Consider the following 20,824-nt stretch of genomic DNA (forward strand, 5'->3'; position numbering starts at 1 on the left):
TCAGCATGACGCGGTTAGACAAATGGGTGACCGATGTACCCCACATCAACAGTAACACGTTGTATTTAGAGGATAATTAAGGCTTGTTTAGGGTTATGTAAAACACAGGCTAACGGGCTATTAAATAGATACATTCACATATTACCAATTAGTCCCAGTACATGGATGAGAAAACTGTCGTTTTCGTGAAGATTTACTCTACCATTCGTTATACTGTGTAGCAAATACTTCTTTGTGTACCATGGTGTCATATTATGCATAAAGCATATAAGGCTCATAAAGGATTTGGGCTAGCAGGTGGCTATAGTATATTTGGGAGGGGGAGAAAGCTCAAAGAGCTATGATATATATTCAGTGAATAGGAAGCGGGTATAGCAGGTGAAAAATCAATTTGTGCATAAGCATTCGCGGGATGGCATCGCGAACCAGCCGGGATCACCGCCGGGTTCAGCGGCTGGACAAAATGTAGGTGGAAATAATACAGCTGAGGAACAGCCTCAGGGTCCTTCAGCGAATAAAAGCGGGTTGCTCACCAGGTGGAAAACGGGGCAACTGCCGCCTCCTCAAGATCAAAACGCTGTGCGCACAGACAACTTAAGAAATGAACCTGCAACCGATCCGCTGAGTCAACGTCAGATGCCAAGGCCTGCACCCCAGCAGGGCATATCATCCTCTCGTGCCGGGTCGTTTTCAATTCCTGCTGATGCGGTACCAACATCCTATCAGCCCGCCGTTCCAGATATGATTCCGCCATCGCAGATAAGCCTGCGGCAGTATCCAGCGGTACCACCGGCACAACCCACCTTTGCGGGTCCCCCTCTGACACCTCAACGACCACGGATCACACGTGATCTTAATGGGTACGCACAGCGTCCAACGACGGGACAGCTGAGCAATCCAGCGCAGGGCCAGCCAGGCATCGGTAGCGGTCAGTGGCCGAATCCCGCCGCGGCTCCAGCGACTGTGAGCAGAAATAGCTGGGATAACTATAACCGGCCGGCCTCGGGCGCGCCTCCCTACATGGCGTCGGGTCCGTCCCAAACAGGAAAAACCAATGATCGCAGGCGCATCCCGATCTGGACCCGCATGGTGATTGCCATTCTGGCCTTCCTGGTCATTACCGGTGGGGGCGCCTTTGCCTATTATCAGATCAACTTCGCCAATTCGGTCAATGATATCACCGGCAATGGCGCCCTGCACGATATCAACGGCAAGAACAAAACATCTCAGCAGCCGGTGAATGCCGATCCTCTGACGCAGCGCACAAATATTTTGCTGCTGGGAAGCGATACCGATGGCAAAGGGAATGATATAGCGACCGGCAAGCCGTTGGCCCAGACCGTGATCATTATTACCATTGATCCAAAGACAAATTATGTTGGTATGCTCTCCATTCCACGCGATATGCAGGTCTCAGACCAGATTCTGGGCGGACAGACCAAAATTGACCAGATATTTGAAAATGGCTGGCAGGGTAAGACCACGAAAGAGAAAGTGCAGCGCGCCGCCGGGCATACCATGGATGTGATTGAGGAGAACTACGGCATCCATATCGACCACTACGCCTGGGTGGGTCTGCAGGGCTTTATCAAGGTCATTGATACGATCGGCGGAGTAGATATCGACGCCATGCGCCCGGTGGTCGATGATGCCTATCCCGATGACACCAATAATAGTCCCAATGCCTATAACTATAAGCGCCTCGATATCGCGCCAGGCCCACAGCATTTTAACGGCATTGGCGCCCTGGAATATGTCCGCTCACGCCATGCTGACCTGGGTGGAGACTTCGGCCGTACCCAGCGTCAACAGCAGATCTTGAGCCAGATTAAGGTCAAACTGAGCGGAACGGATATCGTTACCAAGGCGCCCACTATCTTAAGCGACCTGGATGGCTACCTGCTAACCGACCTAACGGTCTCACAGCTGGCCTCCTTCGCCCAGATCGCCAAGAATGTCGACGTCAACAAGGTGGATCGCGTCTCTTTCACACAGGGGTATTCAAATCTGATCGCAGGCAGCACTAACTACGCACCCATTTGCCCGGCCATCACGGCGAAAATTCATGCCATGTTTGGCGTTACGCCAAATTGTATTCCACAGGCTTCTATGCCAGGCAACACCGGTACAAGCGTGGCCCGCATACAGCCTTCGGGAACCAGCCCTGCTATGGCCACCGCCTCGGTAGATAAGGGCGCCAGCCTGGCTGGTTCCACTTATCAGCTGACCAGCCTGAGCACAGGGAACGCCATCGTTTCCAATAAGGCGATCTTTAGCAATTTGATGGACCTGATGCTTCTCACCGTTTCTGGCTCATTCAATGCCATGGGGAAATAGCAGGCCGGTGCTTTTTATGCTATAGCGGGTACCCCGATGACATAGAAAGTACTCCTATCCTAAAGAATAATTGCGATAGTGTTACAGTGAGATGCATTATATAGTCTGAGCACAATGTTTCCTGGTGCGCTGCTCACCAGTGCACCATCATTTTATAGAGATGATTACAAGAGCTAGTATGAAAAAATATCCACTGTGGAAACTGATCATTGTTTTTGCATTGCTCTCCATGAGCCTGCAAGGCTGCCTGGGGCTGGGGGGTGGCGACACCAACTATAAAAGCGTGACAACGGGCAAAAATGGCGACGTCAAAATCAATTCCCAACAGGCGGCCTTTCAAGGAAAGATATATTTCACCCTCAACCGCAATCTCTACATGCTGGATGGGAAAAATAAAGAGCATCTGATGCAGCTTACCAAAGGAATGGATGTCCGCGATCCAGCGGTCTCACCCAATGGCAAGTTCATCGCGTTCACCATCCATTACAAGGACTATTCGGACCTGGCGTATATGCCTACCAGCGGCGGCAAACCAACCATCATCGCCACTGGCTACGGAAAATTTACTCCCAACGGAGCTTCTGTGCTCAGCACATACCACTGGTTCGCCCAGCCCGCCTGGGATCCAGATAATGAGCATATCTATTTCTTAGGCGACAATCAGAAACACTACTGGGATCCCGCCATAGTCGGTAATTACGACGCGGACATCCTTGACCTGCAGGTCTTTAAAATGTCCATCCACGCTAAAAAACTGGTTACCGTAGACGATATGGAGAGCGCCCAGGCCGTGGCCTACACCTCTATCGGGGCGGGCGGTCTGCGTGATCCAATGTATCGTCCCGGGCATGCAAACCAACTGGTCTACACCAGCTACAAATATACGCCACCTGACTGGTCCAGATTGGCGATCCAGATCAATATCATCGATACCAATGCCATTCAGAATAGCATCAAACAAGACCCCAACCCATATAATCCTAAATATCATCCAGGAGTCTATGGTGGCGAGTATGACCCGGGCGTCGCGCTCACCCCTGAGAAGGCCGATCTGACCAATATGCAACCGGCTTTTTCGCCCGACGGCAACACACTGATCTATGTGCGGCGCGAGGATGCTACCCACATGAGCCTGTACACCATGCCGGTCGTTAACGGCGTCACCAGCGATCCCAACAATCCAGCCTTTGATCCCAACAACGCCGCCAACACCAAAAAGGGACTCTCAGACTACGGGCAATCGACAAAGCTGATGACGGGTCAGTACATCAGCCAGCCTGTCTGGTCACCGGATGGGTCACAGATCGTCTATTACGATTATCACGACAACATCTTTGACCTCTGGCTGGCAAAGATCGTCAAAAATCCGAAGACTGGGGCGTACAGCATCGATAAGAATAGCATCACGCAGCTCACGCAGACGAATGGGAACCTGGACGCCGATTCCCGCGCGGCCTGGAGCCGATAACCTATGCCTGCCCATCGCTTGCAAAGAGAAAAATTAGCAGATAGACGCTGGTCATGTAACACTCGACGACATAACTCATTAATGGTATACTACCCTCTGAAGTTAAATTTTCTTATAAAGTATTCGCCCAGGTCGCTCGAGGTGAGACGTTGAACCAATTTGAAGGCACACTGATCGCTGGACGGTACGAGATTCGTGAGCATATCGCTACTGGTGGTATGGCGAGCGTCTTCAAAACCTGGGATCACCGGGTAGAGCGCATTGTCGCGATTAAAGTGTTGCGCTCCCTGGACAAAAATGATCTTCGTGCAGTCGAGCGTTTCCGCCGTGAAGCTCGCGCTGCTGCCGCGCTCGCACATCCGAATGCCGTCACTATTTACGATTTTGTAGAAGAAATGGGCCAGTATTTTCTGGTGATGGAGTATATTCACGGCCCAACCCTAAAACAACTGATCGCGCAACGCCGCCAATTACAACCTCGTGAGGCGATAGAGATTGCGGCCCAGGTCTGTGCTGTGCTTCAGGTTGCGCATGCGCGCGGATTTATTCATCGCGATATTAAGCCACAAAATATCATGTTAGCGTGGAGCGGCGGCGCGGGCAGCCTCAGTGACGGGGGCGCATGGGTGAAACTTACCGACTTTGGTATTGTGCGCGTGGCGGAGGATGCGGGCTTAACCAATAGCGGCATCGTGCTTGGCACGGCTGACTATCTGTCACCAGAGCAGGCGCGCGGCGAAACCCTGACCGCGTCCTCCGATCTGTATTCGCTGGGCGTGGTGATGTTTGAGATGCTGGCCGGTCGACCTCCCTTTGTGGGTCCGACCGCGGTATCCATCGCGATGCAGCATGCGTCAACAAATCCACCACCGCTGCGCCAGTTCAGCCCACAGGTTCCCGCCGTACTTGAGCAGCTCGTCAATCGAACATTGCAAAAAGAGCCCTCCGAACGGTTTAATTCAGCAGCGGAGATGCAAAAAGCCTTGCGGGCATGCGCGAAAGAGCTCGCACGTAGCAAGTCAGCCTCATTGCCGGTCGGCCAACAATCCTATCAATCACGTTTCAACGATGGGCAAGGCCACTACCCACCCGCAGGACACAGTCAATTCTGAGTTATGTGAAAAGGCAAAACCAGGCGATACATTTTTATCCTGTGATGGAGAAATGTGCTCATTGAGCACATTTCTCCATCACAGGATAAAAAGGACCGGGCGCGCAAGCGCCCTCCGCAAAAACAACGTGTCTCCCATAAAACTGGGAAACACCCAACTACTTTCAATTTATATTCAGCGCAAGATAGCATTCGCGTCTACTTGCCCAATGATGGGAAATGCACATGGAATACACACAGATTAGCACATCCGAAGCTCCAGCAGCCATTGGCCCTTATAACCAGGCCATTCGCTATGGACAATTCGTTTATACGTCCGGCCAGATCCCCCTTGATCCGGCCACGGGCGAAATGGTTGGCGACGATGTCCAGACACAGACACATCGCGTGCTACAAAATCTGCAAGCGGTGTTGAAGGCTGCCGGTGCCTCCCTAAATAGCGTCATCAAGACCACTGTTTTTCTGACGCGAATGAGCGATTTCCAGGCCATGAATGAGGTCTACGCCACCTATTTTGGCGATGTTGCACCAGCGCGCTCGACGGTCGCGGTCGTTGAACTGCCTCGCAAAGCGCTGGTTGAAATTGAGTGTGTCGCGCTCGCTCAAGACTAGTGCATGGGGGGATAACGGTGAATACCGCGACTATCTGGCGCACGACCCTGGCACAACTGGACACCACGCCCATTGATGAATTGACCAAGACCTGGTTGCAGGATGCACATCTAGTTGAGTTGTCTGCCGAAGCACTGCATGACATCGCGCCTGATGCGGCCGAGCAGGGTCTGCTGGCCTTTACCCTTCAGGTTCCCAATGATCTGGCCGGGGAAATCATTGAGACCCGCTGGCAAAACCTGCTAGAGGATGTATTAAAAGATGTACTCGGTCAGCCGGCGCTTCTCATTGTGAGACCCTCGACTCAGTCCGAGCCTGTGGCAGAGACGATGCCGCCCATGCATGAGCGGGAACACGAGCCGCAACAGGCTCCACGCCCCGGCCACCATGCGCGGCCTCCGCACACGAACCATAACGCGAACAACGCGTATTATGACAATGCCTCAGCTAATGCCTCGGCACGCCCACCAACGCAGTCCGAGTTCGCCTACTCCTCTTCTTCGCCTGAGACGCTGGAAGATTGGGAGAACGAGCAGCGCGCCAACATGCTGGCCCATAATCGTTTGAATCCACGCTACACTTTCGATGCATTCATCGTTGGCAATAGTAATCGCCTGGCGCATGCCGCCTCACTGGCGGTCGCGGAGGCGCCTGGTGAATCCTATAATCCCCTCTTCCTCTACGGAGGAGTCGGATTGGGTAAGACCCACCTGCTGCATGCCATCGGTCATCAGGGGGTGCAGACAGGTCTGGCGGTCCTCTATGTTTCGTCCGAACAGTTTACCAATGAGATCGTCAACGCCATCCGCTATCGTACCACCGAAGAGTTTCGCGCCAAGTATCGCTCGGTCGATATCCTGCTGGTTGACGATATCCAGTTTATCGCCGGCAAAGAGTCGACCGAGGAAGAGTTCTTCCATACTTTTAACAGCCTGTACGAGATGAGCAAGCAGATCGTGATCTGCAGCGATCGTCCTCCCAAGGCCATCTTGAGCCTGGAGGAGCGGCTCCGCTCGCGCTTCGAATGGGGCTTGATCGCCGATATCCAGCCGCCAGATCTGGAGACCAGGATGGCCATCCTGCGCGTCAAGGCCGATCTCTTGCATTACCATGTGCCCGATGAGATCATCGCCTATATCGCCAGCCGGGTCCAGACCAATATTCGTGAGTTGGAGGGCTGCCTGAATCGCCTGATGGCCTATCAGCAGTTGCATCGCGTCGATCTGACGATGGATGTAGCACGTTCGGCCATCTCCTCTCTGGGCACGGATAATCGCGAACCGACCCTGAATAGCCGTCAGATCGCACAGGCGGTAGCCGACTACTACCATATCTCGCTGGAAGCCATGTGCGGCAAGCAGCGCGATAAATATATCGTCACGCCGCGCCAGATCGCTATGTATCTCATCCGCCAGGAGACCTCTACCTCCCTGCTGGAGATCGGCCAGCTCTTTGGTGGCCGCGACCACAGCACCGTGCTGCATTCATGCGAAAAGATCGATCGCACCATCAACGTTAATCAAAACTTGCGCCGCGAGATCCTGGCGATCCGTGATCAGCTCATGCGCGAATAAAACCAGCCACAAACGGGAAGCGCTCCCGCTGTCGCCACGGCGACAGCGGGAGCGCTTCCCGTTTGTGGCTCAATCCCTGTGGTATACTGGGTACGGATCGCAGGCGAAGGAAAAAGCCGGGGCAAGCCCGGCACCTACGGGGGGCCGCCACGCACACAAAGCCGGCATAAAGCGGGGAGGTGCAGGAGGGGCGGTCAGCCCCTCCTGCCGGGGGTCTGGGGGTGTCCCCCAGATTCCTTCCTCTCCTATTTCCTCCCCGCCGCAGGCGGGGCGAGCAAGCCGGAGGCAAACCCGGCGCCGACGGGCACAATCACAATTGTTTATATATTTTTGGGAGAACGATGCGAGCATGTTACCACAAATACAAGACCTCACAACCTACCTCATCGACCTCGATGGCGTTGTCTATCGCGGTGAGACCCTCGTGCCTGGCGCGCAGGCATTTATTCATTGGCTGGACGCCAACGCGAAAAAATACCTGTTCTTAACCAATAATTCCTTTGCCAGCGAGACTCAGGTGGTGGGCAAATTGGGGCGGTTGGGCATTCAAACCGATCCCAGCCATGTGATGGGAGCCGCGCAGGCGGCTGTGCAAAGCATTCAGCATCGCTTCCCCGACGCTTCGGTCTATGTGATCGGCGAACAACCATTGTTTGACCTGGTGACGCAGCATCAGCTCAAGGTAGCCAACGACGACTGGCAGAGCACAGATGTGGTCTTTGTAGGGCTCGATCGCTATTTTAACTATAAGAAGCTCACGGAGGCGGTACTGGCGATTCGCAAGGGCGCTGCATTCATCGCCATCAATCGCGATCCTCTGCTGCCGATTGCGGGCGGTGCCCTGACAGCGGGCTGCGGAACGATGGTGGCCGCGATTGAGGCTGGCAGCGAAACGATGCCGGAAGTGATTGGAAAACCGGAGCCCGCGCTCCTCCAGGAGGCGATGCGCAAGCTGAATAGCAGCCCGGAAGAGACGGTGATGATCGGGGATAACCTGGGGGTAGATATCCAGGCCGGGGTCGCCGCAGGCACCAGAACCATGCTGGTCTTCTCGGGCAAAGATACCCCCCAGAGCCTGGCGAAATCTACCCTCCATCCAGATTATGTCTATGCTGACCTGGCCGCCGTCATGCAGCAGATTCAAGGCTAAAGCGGTCAGCTTATTTTCGCAACAACGGATCGCCTCCATCCGGAGGACGATCCACCACCGCGACCGTACAGCGCGAGACGCAGATGAGCTTCTCTCTTTCATCTGTGATGCGCACATCCCAGACGTGGGTGGAGCGGCCCAGATGGATCGGTGTCGCCACCGCAAGCAGCTCGCCATCGCGCTTGGGACGCAGATGGTTGGCGTTGATCTCCAGTCCAAAGGCCATCTGCCGCGCGCTATCAATGTTCATCACGCTGGCCAACGAAGCTACCGTCTCCGCCAGTACGACCGAGACGCCTCCATGTAAATAGCCGACTAGCTGCAGGTGTTTCGCGGCGATCGGCATGGAGGCCGCGACCTTCTCCCGGCTAGCCTCCACTATAGTGATACCCAGCGCTTCCAGCACGGTCCCCTGGCTGCTGGCATTTAAACGTTCTAGCATCTCCTGCGATGTGGCATCCATTCCTATGGACCCTCCTCTGGTTTATGAATGGATGGGGCAACACCATGGGCAGGATGCGGATGCACCCCGCCCATGGTGTTGCCCCATGCACTTACTTATTTAGACATGGTCGAGGCATGCTTTGACGCGGAAACCCGGTTTGCTTCCCCATCCTCGACCGGGGCGACAAAAGGTGTTTTTCTGGCGCGCCACCAGAAGAGCATGAAGCCCAGGAAGAAAGCCACTAGCCACATCACGATCGTGGCCACAGTAGCTGCCGGCACGTTCTCCCACACCTGGTAAGAACCATTGGTGAGGCCGCCCTGGATATCACGATACATACTGAACAGGGGGATACCAATCAGCAAGACCCAGGAGAACCAGCGTGCTTTCCCGGACCAGAAGCGCCAGATGAGTAGATAGCCCAGGCTGCCATAAATAAAGATCGGCGTCAGATAAAATGGCAGGGGAATGTGCAACGTATTCAGAGATCCCATGAACAGGTTGGAAAGATGCTGTTGAAAGTCGTTGGGATTGTGCAGGGCCGATTGTACAAATGTGTAGTGCCACCAGTGGGCAGTGTACGCGAGCAGATCAACAGCTATATTGACAACGCCCATGACCAGGCCGCCCAGCAGTGAAGCCAGCCAGACCGCCTTCGGGGGCCGTATATACAACATGAACGCGCCATACACGAGCAGCAGAAATGGAACAACGTAAAGCAGGAAGATAAACGCTTCCATGTGAAAGAAACTCCTTTGAGAACAAATGAAAAAACTCTGTATACATATCATAGCGTCAGGAAGCGAAAGCAACAAGAAGGTTCGCACCTTTGGTTTTTTATACTCCGCGCCTGCGGCGCGGAGATATTATGTATGTGTGGTATGCCGGGGCGCCGAGCGCCCCGGCATACCACACATACATAATGGGTCATGGTGCTTGAGCTACTAAGCGCACCCCAACACGCAACTCATCAACAATACTTTAGGTGCACCTTTTTTATTCCTCGGGCAGGCACAGGCGCTGGATCAGGCCGGTCAGCAGGGGGCCACGCACCGTGAAAGAATTGATCTGCATGTGTTCGCGATCCAGATTATGCATTCCACCACCTACCGGGCCCAGCGTGTCCAGCGTGGGGACGCCGGCGTCCATCAAGATATTGGCGTCAGATACGCCTCCCTTTGGCTCGGCTTTCAGCTCGATCCCCAGAGCCTCGCCTTCCAGCCTTGCCAGCTCGACCAGGCGCTGAACCGCGGCCGTAGGCTCATAAGGATGGCGACCGGGATTGCGTGTCAGCGTGGTGATGGTATCGGGCACGCTACTATTGGCAGCGATCGTCTGCAGCACAGCCGCGGCCGCATCCAATCCACGCCGACTAAACGAGCGTACAGAAAGATAGCACCGCGCCATATCAGGAATGACATTTAAGGGCTCGGTACTGCTTAGCCTGGTAATATTAAAGGTGACCCCCGGAAAAGTAGCGTGCAGATTCTGAATGGCCAGGATCTTGTGCGCCAGCTCAACAACGGCCGAACGACCTTTGAAAGGCTCAACACCCGAATGGGCAGAAATACCGCGTACCTCCAGCATATACTTATCGGTCCCCTTGCGCGAATGGGTTAAGGAAGACTGCTTGCCCGCCGGCTCCAGCACCAGTGCATAGTCAATCTCGCGCGCGGTCTCGCGGATCAAAGGGATGCTACCCGGTGAGCCAACCTCTTCATCATTGTTGAAAAGCAGGACCAGCTCGCCATACTGGTCAAAACCAGCTTCAAGCAAGGCGCGAACCGCGTACATAGCCATAACGACACCCGACTTCATATCCAGCACGCCGGGACCCACCGCGACCCCATCACGCATAGCAAACGGCTGCTCCTGAACCGCTCCGGCCGGATAAACGGTGTCGACATGCCCCATGAGCAGGATACGCCGCTGCCCCTTCCCTTTGCGCCGGGCCAGCAGATTGTTGCCATAACCGGCTGATTCGTGCAGGCTGACCGCGAAATCGTACTCGGTCAACCATTGTTGGAGCAGATCCATAATGCGGTTTACGCCCTCGATCTGGCCGGTTCCCGAGTCGATATTCACCAGTGTCTCTAGCCGTTGGAGGTACTCTTGCTGGTAGGATTGAAAACTCGCGAGGTAGCTCTGTGCATAGGTAGCGGTCTGTGACATAAATAACTTGTCCTTCGTAGTGCGTTTAACGTCAACGGTGAAGTTAGTCTGCCGCTATTGTATCACAGGAATAGAGGCCGAAGGCCCACACATAGAATAAGGGATGGTGTTGTATGAGGCAGGCGCGCCTGCCTCATACAACACCATCCCTTATTCCCACAAAAATTGCCGTCGTAGAAGCCAGGCTTGCCCTGACTTCTACGAGAAATCCTGTTCTTTGAGCTGGAAGGTCTGGCGCAACCTTTTGTAGGCCATGCTCAGTGAAGCGGCGTGGCGGCTCCGCTCCAGTGGATCGTCAGATGGGGAACGACGATACTCGCGTAGATCGATGCCCACCGTCTTAAATGCCGCCAGCAACTGACTGGTCTCGCCACTTAAATCAGCGTGATTGGCCAGGTCTATCAGCAGGGCGGTACGCTGCTTGACAGGGAAATCAACGATGATACGGGCCAGGGTCATAAGTACAGAGATGCGCATAAGACTATCCAGGGCTATTTCAGAGGGGTCTACATCATCTCCATTTGATAAAAGGTAAGGAACCTCTCCATCCTGCGAGGTGGGGCGAATGAGCCGCAGTTCTCGCCGGCGCAGGTCACGAAAATGATTGTGTGCCACGGTACGCCCAAAACAAGTCATGGAGTGTATCGGCATCCCAATGCCATTTTCTACCAATCGCGTATATTTCAAGGTGCGGATGACCGCCTCTTGCAATATGTCGTCGGCGATATCATGTTCCTGACCATGCCACGATGTGACACCGGAGGAGTAGACCCAACCTAAGATGTAGGGCCGTAATGTACTGTAGAGCTCAATCCAAACACGATCGCTTACCGCCTGGCGATCAGTTGTCTGTACCATTGGTCGATAGACAGCCATGAGTTGTAACCTCCAGGAAAGACAGGCTATCTTAGAAACCCATCAACCCTTTCTAAATATGGCGCTCACCTAATGCTTGCTTCTGGTTACTGAGCTTTGTTCTGCTTTCACCACTTACTTACTTCAACACACACCCACAAAGCTTCACATAAAGCACTTCAAACATCTCATATTATTGACTTATCCTTATCAATTTTATAGCATACTAGAGTTAGTAATTCAATGTTTTCTTAGGATCAGCTGATATTTCTATGAGCTTTATCCAAAAAAATCAATAATTATAAGCGTCCAGACAGGCGTTTCCAGCCATATTTCAGCATATTTTCTTACCTCACCATAAATTAACCTGACTTTATTCTGAATTTGGGCTGCCGAAGCATAAAAAAATCTTACCCTACGGCGTTCTTTTTAGAGAAAGTTAGAGAAAGGTAAACAGGGATACAGTGATTTTTTTCGAGCATAGAGGCAGTTTTTTTAATATGCCATTTGCCAAAACGTCATATACAGGTGTACAAGCTATTCGAGCGTGTGTTATGATAGGCAGGAATTCAAAATACATGGGCTATTTCCCACTGTATTTTTTAAAGGAACATGGTGATGGATGAGCGCAACCTACAGCGGATTGCCAGGCATCTTAAAGATGAAGCCGCACAACGACGTGTTCATCACAACATCCAGCGAGGGCGCAACGAGGTCACAGTGACGATAGGAAGGGCATCGCGTCTCTTCGGCTTTAGCGAAAGCCAGCTACGCGATTGGGAGAAGATGGGGTTGATTAAGCCGATACGCCCACGAGAAGATACCGAGTCACGGCAGATTACAGGCCAACGACAGTATTCATTTGCTGAGCTAGACAAGCTCGCGATCATTCGCGAGTTGCTTGATGAGGCCCACCTGACTCCAGGGGCAATTCCTCCAAATATCAATGAGATCTGGTCGGCATTGGCTTTACCGGCATCCGCGCTATCGGCGCAGATATTCGAACAAGAGGCGGATAACCAATCCGCGGCCATAGCTACACCATCACCAGATGATAATATCAATAAGCGTGTGACGCTGGCGTATCGTGATCTTACCGCCTGGCGCTTCTATGCTTCACGGGTGCTCTGGCTGGCCTTGCTGCTGGTCTATGAAAATATCCCGGGCTTTTACGCTGGCCTCGTGCTGCCTGCCCAGGATTACCAGGCCGATGAGATTCTACGCGATCCCGCCAACATCAGCATGGTCGGGCCGTCGCTGGTCGGCTGGCTGGGCCAGACGGGTTCATTCTTTACCTTTCTGACCCCCACCCCGTCCTTCGAGTATCCCAGCGATTATATTGTACTGCCATTATGCCCCCCCCGACTTGCGTATGCAATTACCAGGCTCGATCGCCTATCGGACCCTGGTGGTGGTGCAGCGCGACGAGATACAGCATGTACGGCAACAGGAAAAGGCCATCCGCACGGTGCTGCGCCTGCTTGAACCCCTCTATGAGGATCAACAGCAATGGGAGCATTATATGGGTGATGGTCGGCAGGATGTCATTACGCTAGCAATGGATTTTACCCCCAAGCTGACAGATGCGGTCCTGACCAGCCTGGCCAATACAACGATTCGCCTGGGCGGCAAAATGTCCGGCGGCCAGAACCGCTGGCAGGACTGCTGCATTCTCCTGCCCAATACGCAGAGCCTGCCCCTGCAGCAACGCAGCCTGGTGGTACGAGCCAAGAGCCAGCAGGCACGTCACACCGTCGGCGTCACCTCGGTCTCTCCTGAGCGCCATGTGACCAGCCTGAGTATCCGCGCGTACCAGAGTAGCCATATCATCTATCGGCCAGAGCTGGCCCGCGAAGATATTCTCACCCTACAGCGCGATCTGGAGGGTCCCATTCAATCGAACATCGCGGTTCCTATCGGTGGTGAAAGCGGACAGCCCCTGGGCGTGCTCTATGTCACCTCTAATGAGCAGGACGCCTTCAACGAAGAAGATCAGCGCATCCTGCGTATTATAGCTAAAATTACTGAAGAACTTTTATATACCTATAAGGTTCGACAGCAGGTCGCGGACACGCTGACCGACATGCTAGAGGATCCTGCTACGGTAGATCCTCTCTTCAAAGATTTTGCTTCCGAGAGCGATTTCCTCCGCGACCTGGCGGAGATCCTGACCACTATCAAAGAGCAGGTGGAACGGGGGCAAGCTCCAATGACCTCGACCGACATCGATGGGCCGGTGAAGGAGATCTCTTTTATCGCCATAGATATCGATAGTAATGTACAAGAATCGATTGCTAATAGTTATGGAGATCCGACCCTGCATAATCTAAATAAAGCCATTGGTTTACGCATCCACGATCTCTTACCAGCACTTTTCTCCAATCACTTCAACTGCACACTCTATCATATTTATGGCAGCATCTATTGCCTCCTTCTACGTGGCTTTACGCTCGAACGTACCAAAAGCAACGCGGAACGTCTGCGGAAGGCACTAGAGGGAAGCATCGCGGTCAAGCAATCAGAATTACCAGGGGGCACATTAACGCTACCAGATATATCGGTTCACCTTGGGGCTACCTGGTATTCATATGAAAAACTTGCGGAATTTTTATCCCCTCGCCATATGCGGTCGGTGACCGATGTGCGCGCAACCCTTTATCATTCGTTGGATTTCGCGCTCAAGCTCGGAACGGATACCGGGGGCAATATCATCTATGCCTGGGATCCAGTCACCCAGACCTATATGCCGTATCAATCCGGCGAGGAACAACAACAAAAAAAATAGATACATACCAAAGCGCAGATGGAAGATGGAGGAGTGTGATTGATGTTAGCAAAGGTATTCGTTTTAGGGCGTCCTGGTAGTGGCAAGACAACGGCAATTTATCATCTTTTGAATGTAACACGCCAGCACGGCTATACAGCCCTGAATATAGATGACTATGGCATTCTTTACCGCATGTCACGTGATGAAAAACACCATGAGCAATTTCGCCGCACAGCTTATGATGGCTTCGACGTGCTGGATCTTTCGGTCTTTGATGTGGCCCTGCAGAGGTTAGAACAACAGGTACGCGCGCTCTCAACACTTGAAGACAACGGCATCATTACCATTGAGTTCGCGCGCAACGACTACGCCCAGGCCCTGCGTCAGTTTAGTCCCGATTTCTTGCAAGACGCGTACATATTCTTTGTCGACGCGGACCTGAATACGTGCATTGAGCGCATTTATCAACGCATTGCCGGGCCACAGACCAATAGCGGGCACTTCGTTTCGGACTATATTATGCATACATATTATAGCTATGATAACTGGCCCTATGTCAGCACCCAGCTGGCCTCAACCTATCACATCACGAAAACGATCGAGACGTTTCGCAATACAGGCAGCGTCCCGCAGCTACTGACCAGGGTTGAGCAGTTCGCGGAACACATCTTCAGCACCGAGTTTGAGCGGCCAGCCCCGGCCGATCCTTTAAAACAACTGGCGCATGCCTGAAGAAAAACGAAACGCCCGCGTGGCGAGAGGTAGTCTGCCTCTCGCCCGCAAGGCGTTGAAAGATTCTACGCTGTCAAAACCGTTTTTATACCTGTACCTGCTGCTTTAAACGCTTGTAAGCGATGCTGCGCAGGGCGGCATCTCGACCACGGATGGTCGGGTCCTCGGATCGCGGTCGCCTGTATTCGCTCAACTGCAGACCGACATCCTGCAAGGCCTGCTCTAACAACGACGGCTCACCATCTAAATCGGACATATTGGCCAGGTCCGTCAGCAGGGCCACTTTCTGACCGCGTGGAAAACCCGCCACTACCCGGGCCACCGACACAATGATTGAGTCTAACATCAAGCGGTCCAGCGCAATCTGGGAGGCATCGACAATCTCATGTGGTCCCGCCGTAACATCTAATATCTGCTGATCATTCTCGTTGAGGGTCGGACGCACCAGGCACCAGTCCTTTTTACGCCAATCTCGAAAATAGTTGCGCGCGATCACCCGGCTCAAAGCCTTTATAGAACCAATGGGAGACATCTCGCCACGAGCAGCGCGCTGCTGATAACGAAATGTTCGCACGACAGCTTCATGGGCGATGTCTTCCGCGATCTCCCGGTGCTGACCATACCAGGATGAGACGCGAGAGTCGCGCACCCACATTTCGACCAGCGGCAGTAACCAGTTATACAGGTCATACCACACTTGCCCATCCGCCATATCGTAGCTGCCCTGGTGGGTAGATGTTGCATCTGTTGCCATGAAAGTGACCTCCCGAATATTGTCTGCCTACGCCTGCGCTACAATACCGGCACGCCGCCGTTATCCACAGTTGATCACTACATTATCCCGGTCGAAAAGAGCTTCAACACCCTTTCCCACCCTGGTTCGATCTTGTATGCACTACCCACAACATGTAAATATTCACCAGCCCCGACAACAGAAAGAAGACTGTGCTCACGGCTATTTAAAAGTAACGAATAGCGGGGTCAAGGGGCGGCTAGCCCCTTGCGGGGTGCGGGGTGTCCCCGCTCACTCCCTCCTCCACCGCCGCCGAAGGCGGCTAGAAATGACTTTTAAATGGCCCTGGATTGTTCTGAAGATTGTTTACAATTAAGAAGAAAATTGCTATATTTAAAGTATATGGTACCTGAGAAGAATTTTTTTGTCAATGGCACGAAAGAAAGTTACGCACCTCAGATAACAAAAGGTAATCTTTCTTAACTTTTCTGACGATAGCTTCAAATTACCTGGTCATCATGCATTTATCATCAGAAAAACTTACCCTATCAGAGTTTTTAACTATCCATTGATAAAAAACCTCATATTTTTTATTTGAAATAGGTATACAAACTAATACAATTGTGGTACTATTAAACCTGTGTTGCATCAGCCCTGAATTTTTCTCCACTTTTTCAGCGAGGCGAAGATGGATGTGCGAAGTAAGCAATCAATACAGGAGCATTTACAAAAAGCGGATGTTCAAGAACGTATCTTGCAGAATATCCACAAAGGGCGTGATGAGGCGACGGTTACCATTAGCCGCGCAGCCGAGCTATTTGGCATTACTGAAAACAAACTGCGTGACTGGGAAGAATATGGTTTCCTGAATCCACTGCGCCCCGGTGGACCCAAGGGACGGCGCCTGTATACACCAACCGAGTTAGATAAGCTGGCCATCATTCGTGAATTGATCAACGCAGGCTACGCGGCCAGCGATATTCCAGCCGATATCGATAAGCTCTGGCACACTATTCGTTCGCTGGCAGAGCTTGAGATGGCCAGCAATGCGGCCAATCATATCCCTTCACTTACCGGGCTATCAGCGGTTGATGAGCTTTCGATCAATCAGCGTATTCATCAGGGACGCGATGAGCTGTTCTGGAGCTTTTATATCGCGCGGGCTCTGCGCCTGGCCTTAAAGTTGATCTGTGAGGATCTCCCCAATACGACGGCCGGATTAATCCTGCCCCTTTCGCCCACCGCTAACGCGCAGGGGGTACAACGCATTGAGGATCTGGAGACCCTGGGGGAATCTCTTGTGGGCTGGCTGAGTCAGAGCGGCTCATCTCATACCCTCCTGACATCTCGTCCATGGTTTCAATATACCTCTGATTTTCGCGTTGAGCATCTACAGGAGATGCGCGCCGGTATCTCGCAGTCCGAACAGGCATGCGATCAGACCCTGATCATCCTGCAGCGCGAGACGAGTCCACTGACGTTAAGTAGAGAGGTGGTAAAAACGATTCAGCGCCTGCTGGAGCCGCTCTATGCGGAGGTAGAACATGTGCGCGCCTCCCTGGGGCCGGGCGCGCGCGATAGTATCGATCCCGCCACTGACCTCTACACCAATATGAACCATGAGGACGCGGTTCTCAATGGCCTGGCAGATATGGTGATCCGACTGGGGGGCACGCTGCGCACGGGTCAGCCACGCTGGCGCTTCTGCTGGATCCTGCTACCGCGCGATATTTCACAACCGGCCAGCATGAGCCATCTGACGCTGCGGGCTCAGAATCAAGATGCTTTCTATACTCCCCGTCTCCCCCTCGCCGGACTGGATAAGTATACCAGCTATCCGTTTATCAGGGCTCTGTATAGCCGTCATATCATCTATGAGCCCAATATACCTGCCTCGGACACACAGGCCATTCTGCGCGACCTGGACGTGCCTGTGCGCTCTTCTATCGCCATGCCTATCTCCGGTGAAGATGGGCAGCCGCTAGGCGTGCTGCATGTAGCCTCCCACCTGCGCGATGCCTTTAGTAAAGACGACCAGCGTCTGCTGCGTGTCATCTGCCGCATGGCGGAGGAGCTATTGAAAACGTACTGGATACGCCAGCAGGTAGCACAACATATGGGCAGCATGATCAAAAATCCGGCCGTCATCGATACTCTGTTTGAGGGCTTTGCCTCGGAGTATGATTTTAATCAAAGTGTAGAGGGATTGTTGAAGCCGCTGCAGAACAATCGGGGCAAGGGCGGCAAAGACAAGCTAAACGATAAAGTGGTCTCTTTTATCGCGCTGGACATCGACAAATATACGAGCCTGACCAACAAATATGGTGAACGCCTGATGCGCAATCTCACCCGCGAGGTCGGCCTGCGTATTCAAGAACAGATCCGCACCTTCTTCAAAGAATATCCCGAGTGCCAGCTCTACCATATCTACGCCGACCGCTTCTTTATCCTGCTCAAGAATACGTCTCTCGAACAGACGCGCGAGCACGCGGAACGGCTGCGCATCGGGACCATGGGTCCCTATAAGCTGGACGCCTTGCGTGTCTTCGCCGATCAGCAGAGCCGCTCCGAAAGCCTGATAGAGATGACGGATATCACCATGCGCTTCGGCGTCACCTCTTACCCTTATTCCAAGCTGGACGAGATTCTGCGTGAGCATGCCCCCGAATATGCCATCCCCGAGGTCCGTTCGATTATTACTTCGGCCCTGGATGTCGCCCTGGTGAAAGGACAGATAGATGGTGGGAATGTCGTCATCAGTTGGGACTACGAGCAGCGCAACTTTATTCGCTGGTCCCCTCCAAAGGTCCGCTAATCGCTCCTGAGCTTTTTCAACGATGATTTTCTATCTAAAGTATATTCCCCTACGTCCCAATAACTCTTACTCTTTCGCTTTACAGTTACCCCCCATCCCATATACGCGTTACGTGTGTATATTAGCAGTACCAGCCCTCCTTCCTCCAAGGCTTACGGCCATTCAAATGGATAGAGCTATTGTAATTATTTATAGTTTAATTAAAGCAGAGGTGGATGGGCAGATGGGAGAATATATAGTTATGGCCATCAATCTTTTTTTATTGGGGCGACCCGGTTCCGGTAAATCTACAGCGGCCCATTATATCCAGTGGTTGCTTAAAAAATATCATTGGTCTGCCGCGCATATAAACGATTATCATTTTTTATTGACTCAGTTCAGGGAGGACATTGATCAGCGCAAGTTCAGACCAAGCGGCTGCGGCGGCTTTGATGTGCTGGACTTTTCTGTTCTGGATGAAGTGCTGCACGATCTTGAACATGAGGCACAGCGCTACGCGACCCATCCACGTACTGTGCTCTTGCTGGAATTCGCACGCAACGACTATATGCAGGCGCTGCAACAATTTCAGCCCCGTTTCTTACAGAATGCTTGCTTTCTCTTTTTTGAGGCCGATCTAGATACCTGTGTTGATCGTGTTTATACGCGTGCCTATCACCCTACCAATGCGGATGACCATTTTATCTCAGAAGAGATGTTGCGCAGTTATTATCATGAGGACAACAGGGTTCATCTGATTTATCAATTACTTTCCAGTTATGGTGTTAGCGAAAACAATATATGTGTGATCCATAATAACAGTACCAGACGCAACTTCTATGAACAGGTGCGCCGTTTTACAGTGGACCAATTACTCCGACCTGCCGAAGAACACCAGCATCTGGTAGGGATTCATGCCGCAGGCCAAAGGTATGTACCTGCTTATACCGAACACCCGACATCCGGCCAGGCTTATGAACGCCGCACAGCGGCAAAAGATGTAGATACGCCGCGGATTTGACGTATGTGATACAGTGTGAATAACGTATCCCCCCTAGTAGTTGATAGGAGATCCATGACGAGTGGCATCTACACATACTCCATTTGATAAGCTAACTCCGATCCATCCTAATCGTCGTATTACGTTAGAAACCGGGAAGCAACCGATAGCGCCACGCATGATTGATCTTCTGGTGCCGCTCGGCTTTGGGCAGCGCGCGTTGATCGTTGCTCCTCCTCAGGCAGGCAAGACGACGATTCTGCGCCAGGTCGCGGCAGCAACCATGCAAAATTTTCCTGAGGCCCGCCTCTATCTATGCCTGGTCGATGAGCGGCCAGAGGAGGTCACAGACTGGCGCATGGAGGTGCGCGGCCCCCAGGTTCGCATGTATGCATCGAGCTTTGATCAGCAGTCCTCCAAACACGGGCGCATAGTTGAGCAGGCCCTGCAGGACGCCAGGCGCGAAGTGGCCCGAGGACACGATGTTGTTATTTTGCTGGATTCTTTGACGCGTTTAGCACGCGCCCATAATCTGAATACCGATATGTGGCAGACGCCGCGCAATCAGCGTGGAGGCTATGGTAGCCGCACGCTGTCGGGCGGCATCGACGCCCACGCCCTTGAGATCGGACGCCGCGTCTTCGGAGCCGCTCGTGCCCTGGAGGAAGGTGGCAGCCTGACCATTGTGGCCAGTTGCCTGGTTGAGACTGGTAGCCGGCTAGATGAGGTTGTCTACGAAGAATTTAAAGGCACGGGCAATCTTGAGATACGCCTCTCGCGCGAACTGGCCGACCGGCGCATCTTTCCCGCCATCGACATTACCACGTCCAGCACGCGCCAGGAGGAGCGCCTGCTTTCAGCGGAAGAGCTACGAGCTATGTCTATCGTTCGCCGCCGCATGGCCGATATTCCTCGTCGCGACGCCGTCGAACAGGTCATCCAGCTCTTCGCCAAAACCCCTCCAATGCCCAGCTCGTAGAGGCGATCCTCAAACAAGGTTAATCAGTTTGTCCAGTGATAGTTGAGGCCGTCGTGAGACGGCCTCAACTATCACTGGACAAACTGATCCCACCA

17 protein-coding genes are annotated in these 20,824 nt (G+C 52.9%); 12 read left to right on the plus strand and 5 right to left on the minus strand.

Annotated elements, in window-relative coordinates:
- Positions 1-378 precede the first annotated feature (378 nt).
- The 6 genes from AABA21_RS21600 to AABA21_RS21625 all read left to right on the plus strand — a co-directional run bounded on the left by AABA21_RS21600 (position 379) and on the right by AABA21_RS21625 (position 8,252).
- Positions 379-2,337: an LCP family protein gene (locus tag AABA21_RS21600; RefSeq protein WP_338253587.1), complete on the plus strand. Its 1,959-nt coding sequence runs from the start codon at positions 379-381 to the stop codon at positions 2,335-2,337.
- Between the two features lie 178 nt (positions 2,338-2,515).
- Positions 2,516-3,805: a TolB family protein gene (locus AABA21_RS21605; RefSeq protein ID WP_338253588.1), complete on the plus strand. Its 1,290-nt coding sequence runs from the start codon at positions 2,516-2,518 to the stop codon at positions 3,803-3,805.
- Positions 3,806-3,954: 149 nt separating this feature from the next.
- Positions 3,955-4,917 carry a protein kinase domain-containing protein gene (locus tag AABA21_RS21610; protein WP_338253589.1) on the plus strand — a complete coding sequence of 321 codons (963 nt, stop codon included), beginning with the start codon at positions 3,955-3,957 and terminating at the stop codon, positions 4,915-4,917.
- Between the two features lie 224 nt (positions 4,918-5,141).
- On the plus strand, positions 5,142-5,528 hold the full coding sequence (locus AABA21_RS21615) for a RidA family protein (RefSeq protein ID WP_338253590.1): 387 nt from the start codon (positions 5,142-5,144) through the stop codon (positions 5,526-5,528).
- A 17-nt stretch (positions 5,529-5,545) separates the two neighbouring features.
- On the plus strand, positions 5,546-7,102 hold the full coding sequence (gene dnaA / locus AABA21_RS21620; protein WP_338253591.1) for a chromosomal replication initiator protein DnaA: 1,557 nt from the start codon (positions 5,546-5,548) through the stop codon (positions 7,100-7,102).
- 349 nt (positions 7,103-7,451) lie between these two features.
- Complete coding sequence (locus AABA21_RS21625) at positions 7,452-8,252, plus strand: HAD-IIA family hydrolase (RefSeq protein WP_338253592.1); 801 nt, start codon at positions 7,452-7,454, stop codon at positions 8,250-8,252.
- Positions 8,253-8,262: 10 nt separating this feature from the next.
- Here AABA21_RS21625 and AABA21_RS21630 read toward each other — a convergent pair whose 3' ends face one another.
- From AABA21_RS21630 to AABA21_RS21645, 4 genes are all read right to left on the minus strand, one after another.
- Positions 8,263-8,715, minus strand: coding sequence for a hotdog fold thioesterase (locus tag AABA21_RS21630; RefSeq protein ID WP_338253593.1), 453 nt, complete (start codon positions 8,713-8,715; stop codon positions 8,263-8,265).
- 95 nt (positions 8,716-8,810) lie between these two features.
- Positions 8,811-9,437 carry a hypothetical protein gene (locus tag AABA21_RS21635; protein WP_338253594.1) on the minus strand — a complete coding sequence of 209 codons (627 nt, stop codon included), beginning with the start codon at positions 9,435-9,437 and terminating at the stop codon, positions 8,811-8,813.
- Positions 9,438-9,693: 256 nt separating this feature from the next.
- A complete protein-coding gene (locus AABA21_RS21640; RefSeq protein WP_338253596.1) occupies positions 9,694-10,869 on the minus strand; it encodes a M20 family metallopeptidase in 1,176 nt (391 codons plus the stop codon).
- A gap of 198 nt (positions 10,870-11,067) precedes the next feature.
- Positions 11,068-11,745 carry a hypothetical protein gene (locus AABA21_RS21645; RefSeq protein WP_338253598.1) on the minus strand — a complete coding sequence of 226 codons (678 nt, stop codon included), beginning with the start codon at positions 11,743-11,745 and terminating at the stop codon, positions 11,068-11,070.
- A gap of 597 nt (positions 11,746-12,342) precedes the next feature.
- On the opposite strand from AABA21_RS21645, the gene AABA21_RS21650 reads away from it, so the two are divergent.
- Genes AABA21_RS21650 through AABA21_RS21660 form a run of 3 tightly spaced genes read left to right on the plus strand, consistent with a single transcriptional unit; the run spans position 12,343 to position 15,223 of the window.
- On the plus strand, positions 12,343-13,209 hold the full coding sequence (locus tag AABA21_RS21650) for a MerR family transcriptional regulator (protein WP_338253600.1): 867 nt from the start codon (positions 12,343-12,345) through the stop codon (positions 13,207-13,209).
- Positions 13,097-14,509: a GAF domain-containing protein gene (locus AABA21_RS21655; protein ID WP_338253602.1), complete on the plus strand. Its 1,413-nt coding sequence runs from the start codon at positions 13,097-13,099 to the stop codon at positions 14,507-14,509. Before AABA21_RS21650 ends, AABA21_RS21655 begins: the two co-directional genes overlap by 113 nt.
- A 42-nt stretch (positions 14,510-14,551) precedes the next feature.
- Positions 14,552-15,223: an AAA family ATPase gene (locus AABA21_RS21660; protein WP_338253604.1), complete on the plus strand. Its 672-nt coding sequence runs from the start codon at positions 14,552-14,554 to the stop codon at positions 15,221-15,223.
- Positions 15,224-15,308: 85 nt separating this feature from the next.
- Here AABA21_RS21660 and AABA21_RS21665 read toward each other — a convergent pair whose 3' ends face one another.
- Positions 15,309-15,977 (minus strand): RNA polymerase sigma factor, encoded by a 669-nt coding sequence (locus tag AABA21_RS21665; protein ID WP_338253607.1) that lies wholly within the window; start codon positions 15,975-15,977, stop codon positions 15,309-15,311.
- 673 nt (positions 15,978-16,650) lie between these two features.
- Here AABA21_RS21665 and AABA21_RS21670 point away from each other — a divergent pair.
- From AABA21_RS21670 to rho, 3 genes are all read left to right on the plus strand, one after another.
- Complete coding sequence (locus tag AABA21_RS21670; protein ID WP_338253609.1) at positions 16,651-18,771, plus strand: MerR family transcriptional regulator; 2,121 nt, start codon at positions 16,651-16,653, stop codon at positions 18,769-18,771.
- A 166-nt stretch (positions 18,772-18,937) separates the two neighbouring features.
- The gene (locus AABA21_RS21675; protein ID WP_338253610.1) at positions 18,938-19,771 is read left to right on the plus strand and encodes an ATP-binding protein; all 834 of its coding nucleotides are present in this window, start codon (positions 18,938-18,940) and stop codon (positions 19,769-19,771) included.
- 61 nt (positions 19,772-19,832) lie between these two features.
- Positions 19,833-20,729 (plus strand): transcription termination factor Rho, encoded by an 897-nt coding sequence (gene rho / locus AABA21_RS21680; protein WP_338253611.1) that lies wholly within the window; start codon positions 19,833-19,835, stop codon positions 20,727-20,729.
- Positions 20,730-20,824 lie beyond the last annotated feature (95 nt).

Source organism: Dictyobacter halimunensis, from assembly GCF_036245075.1.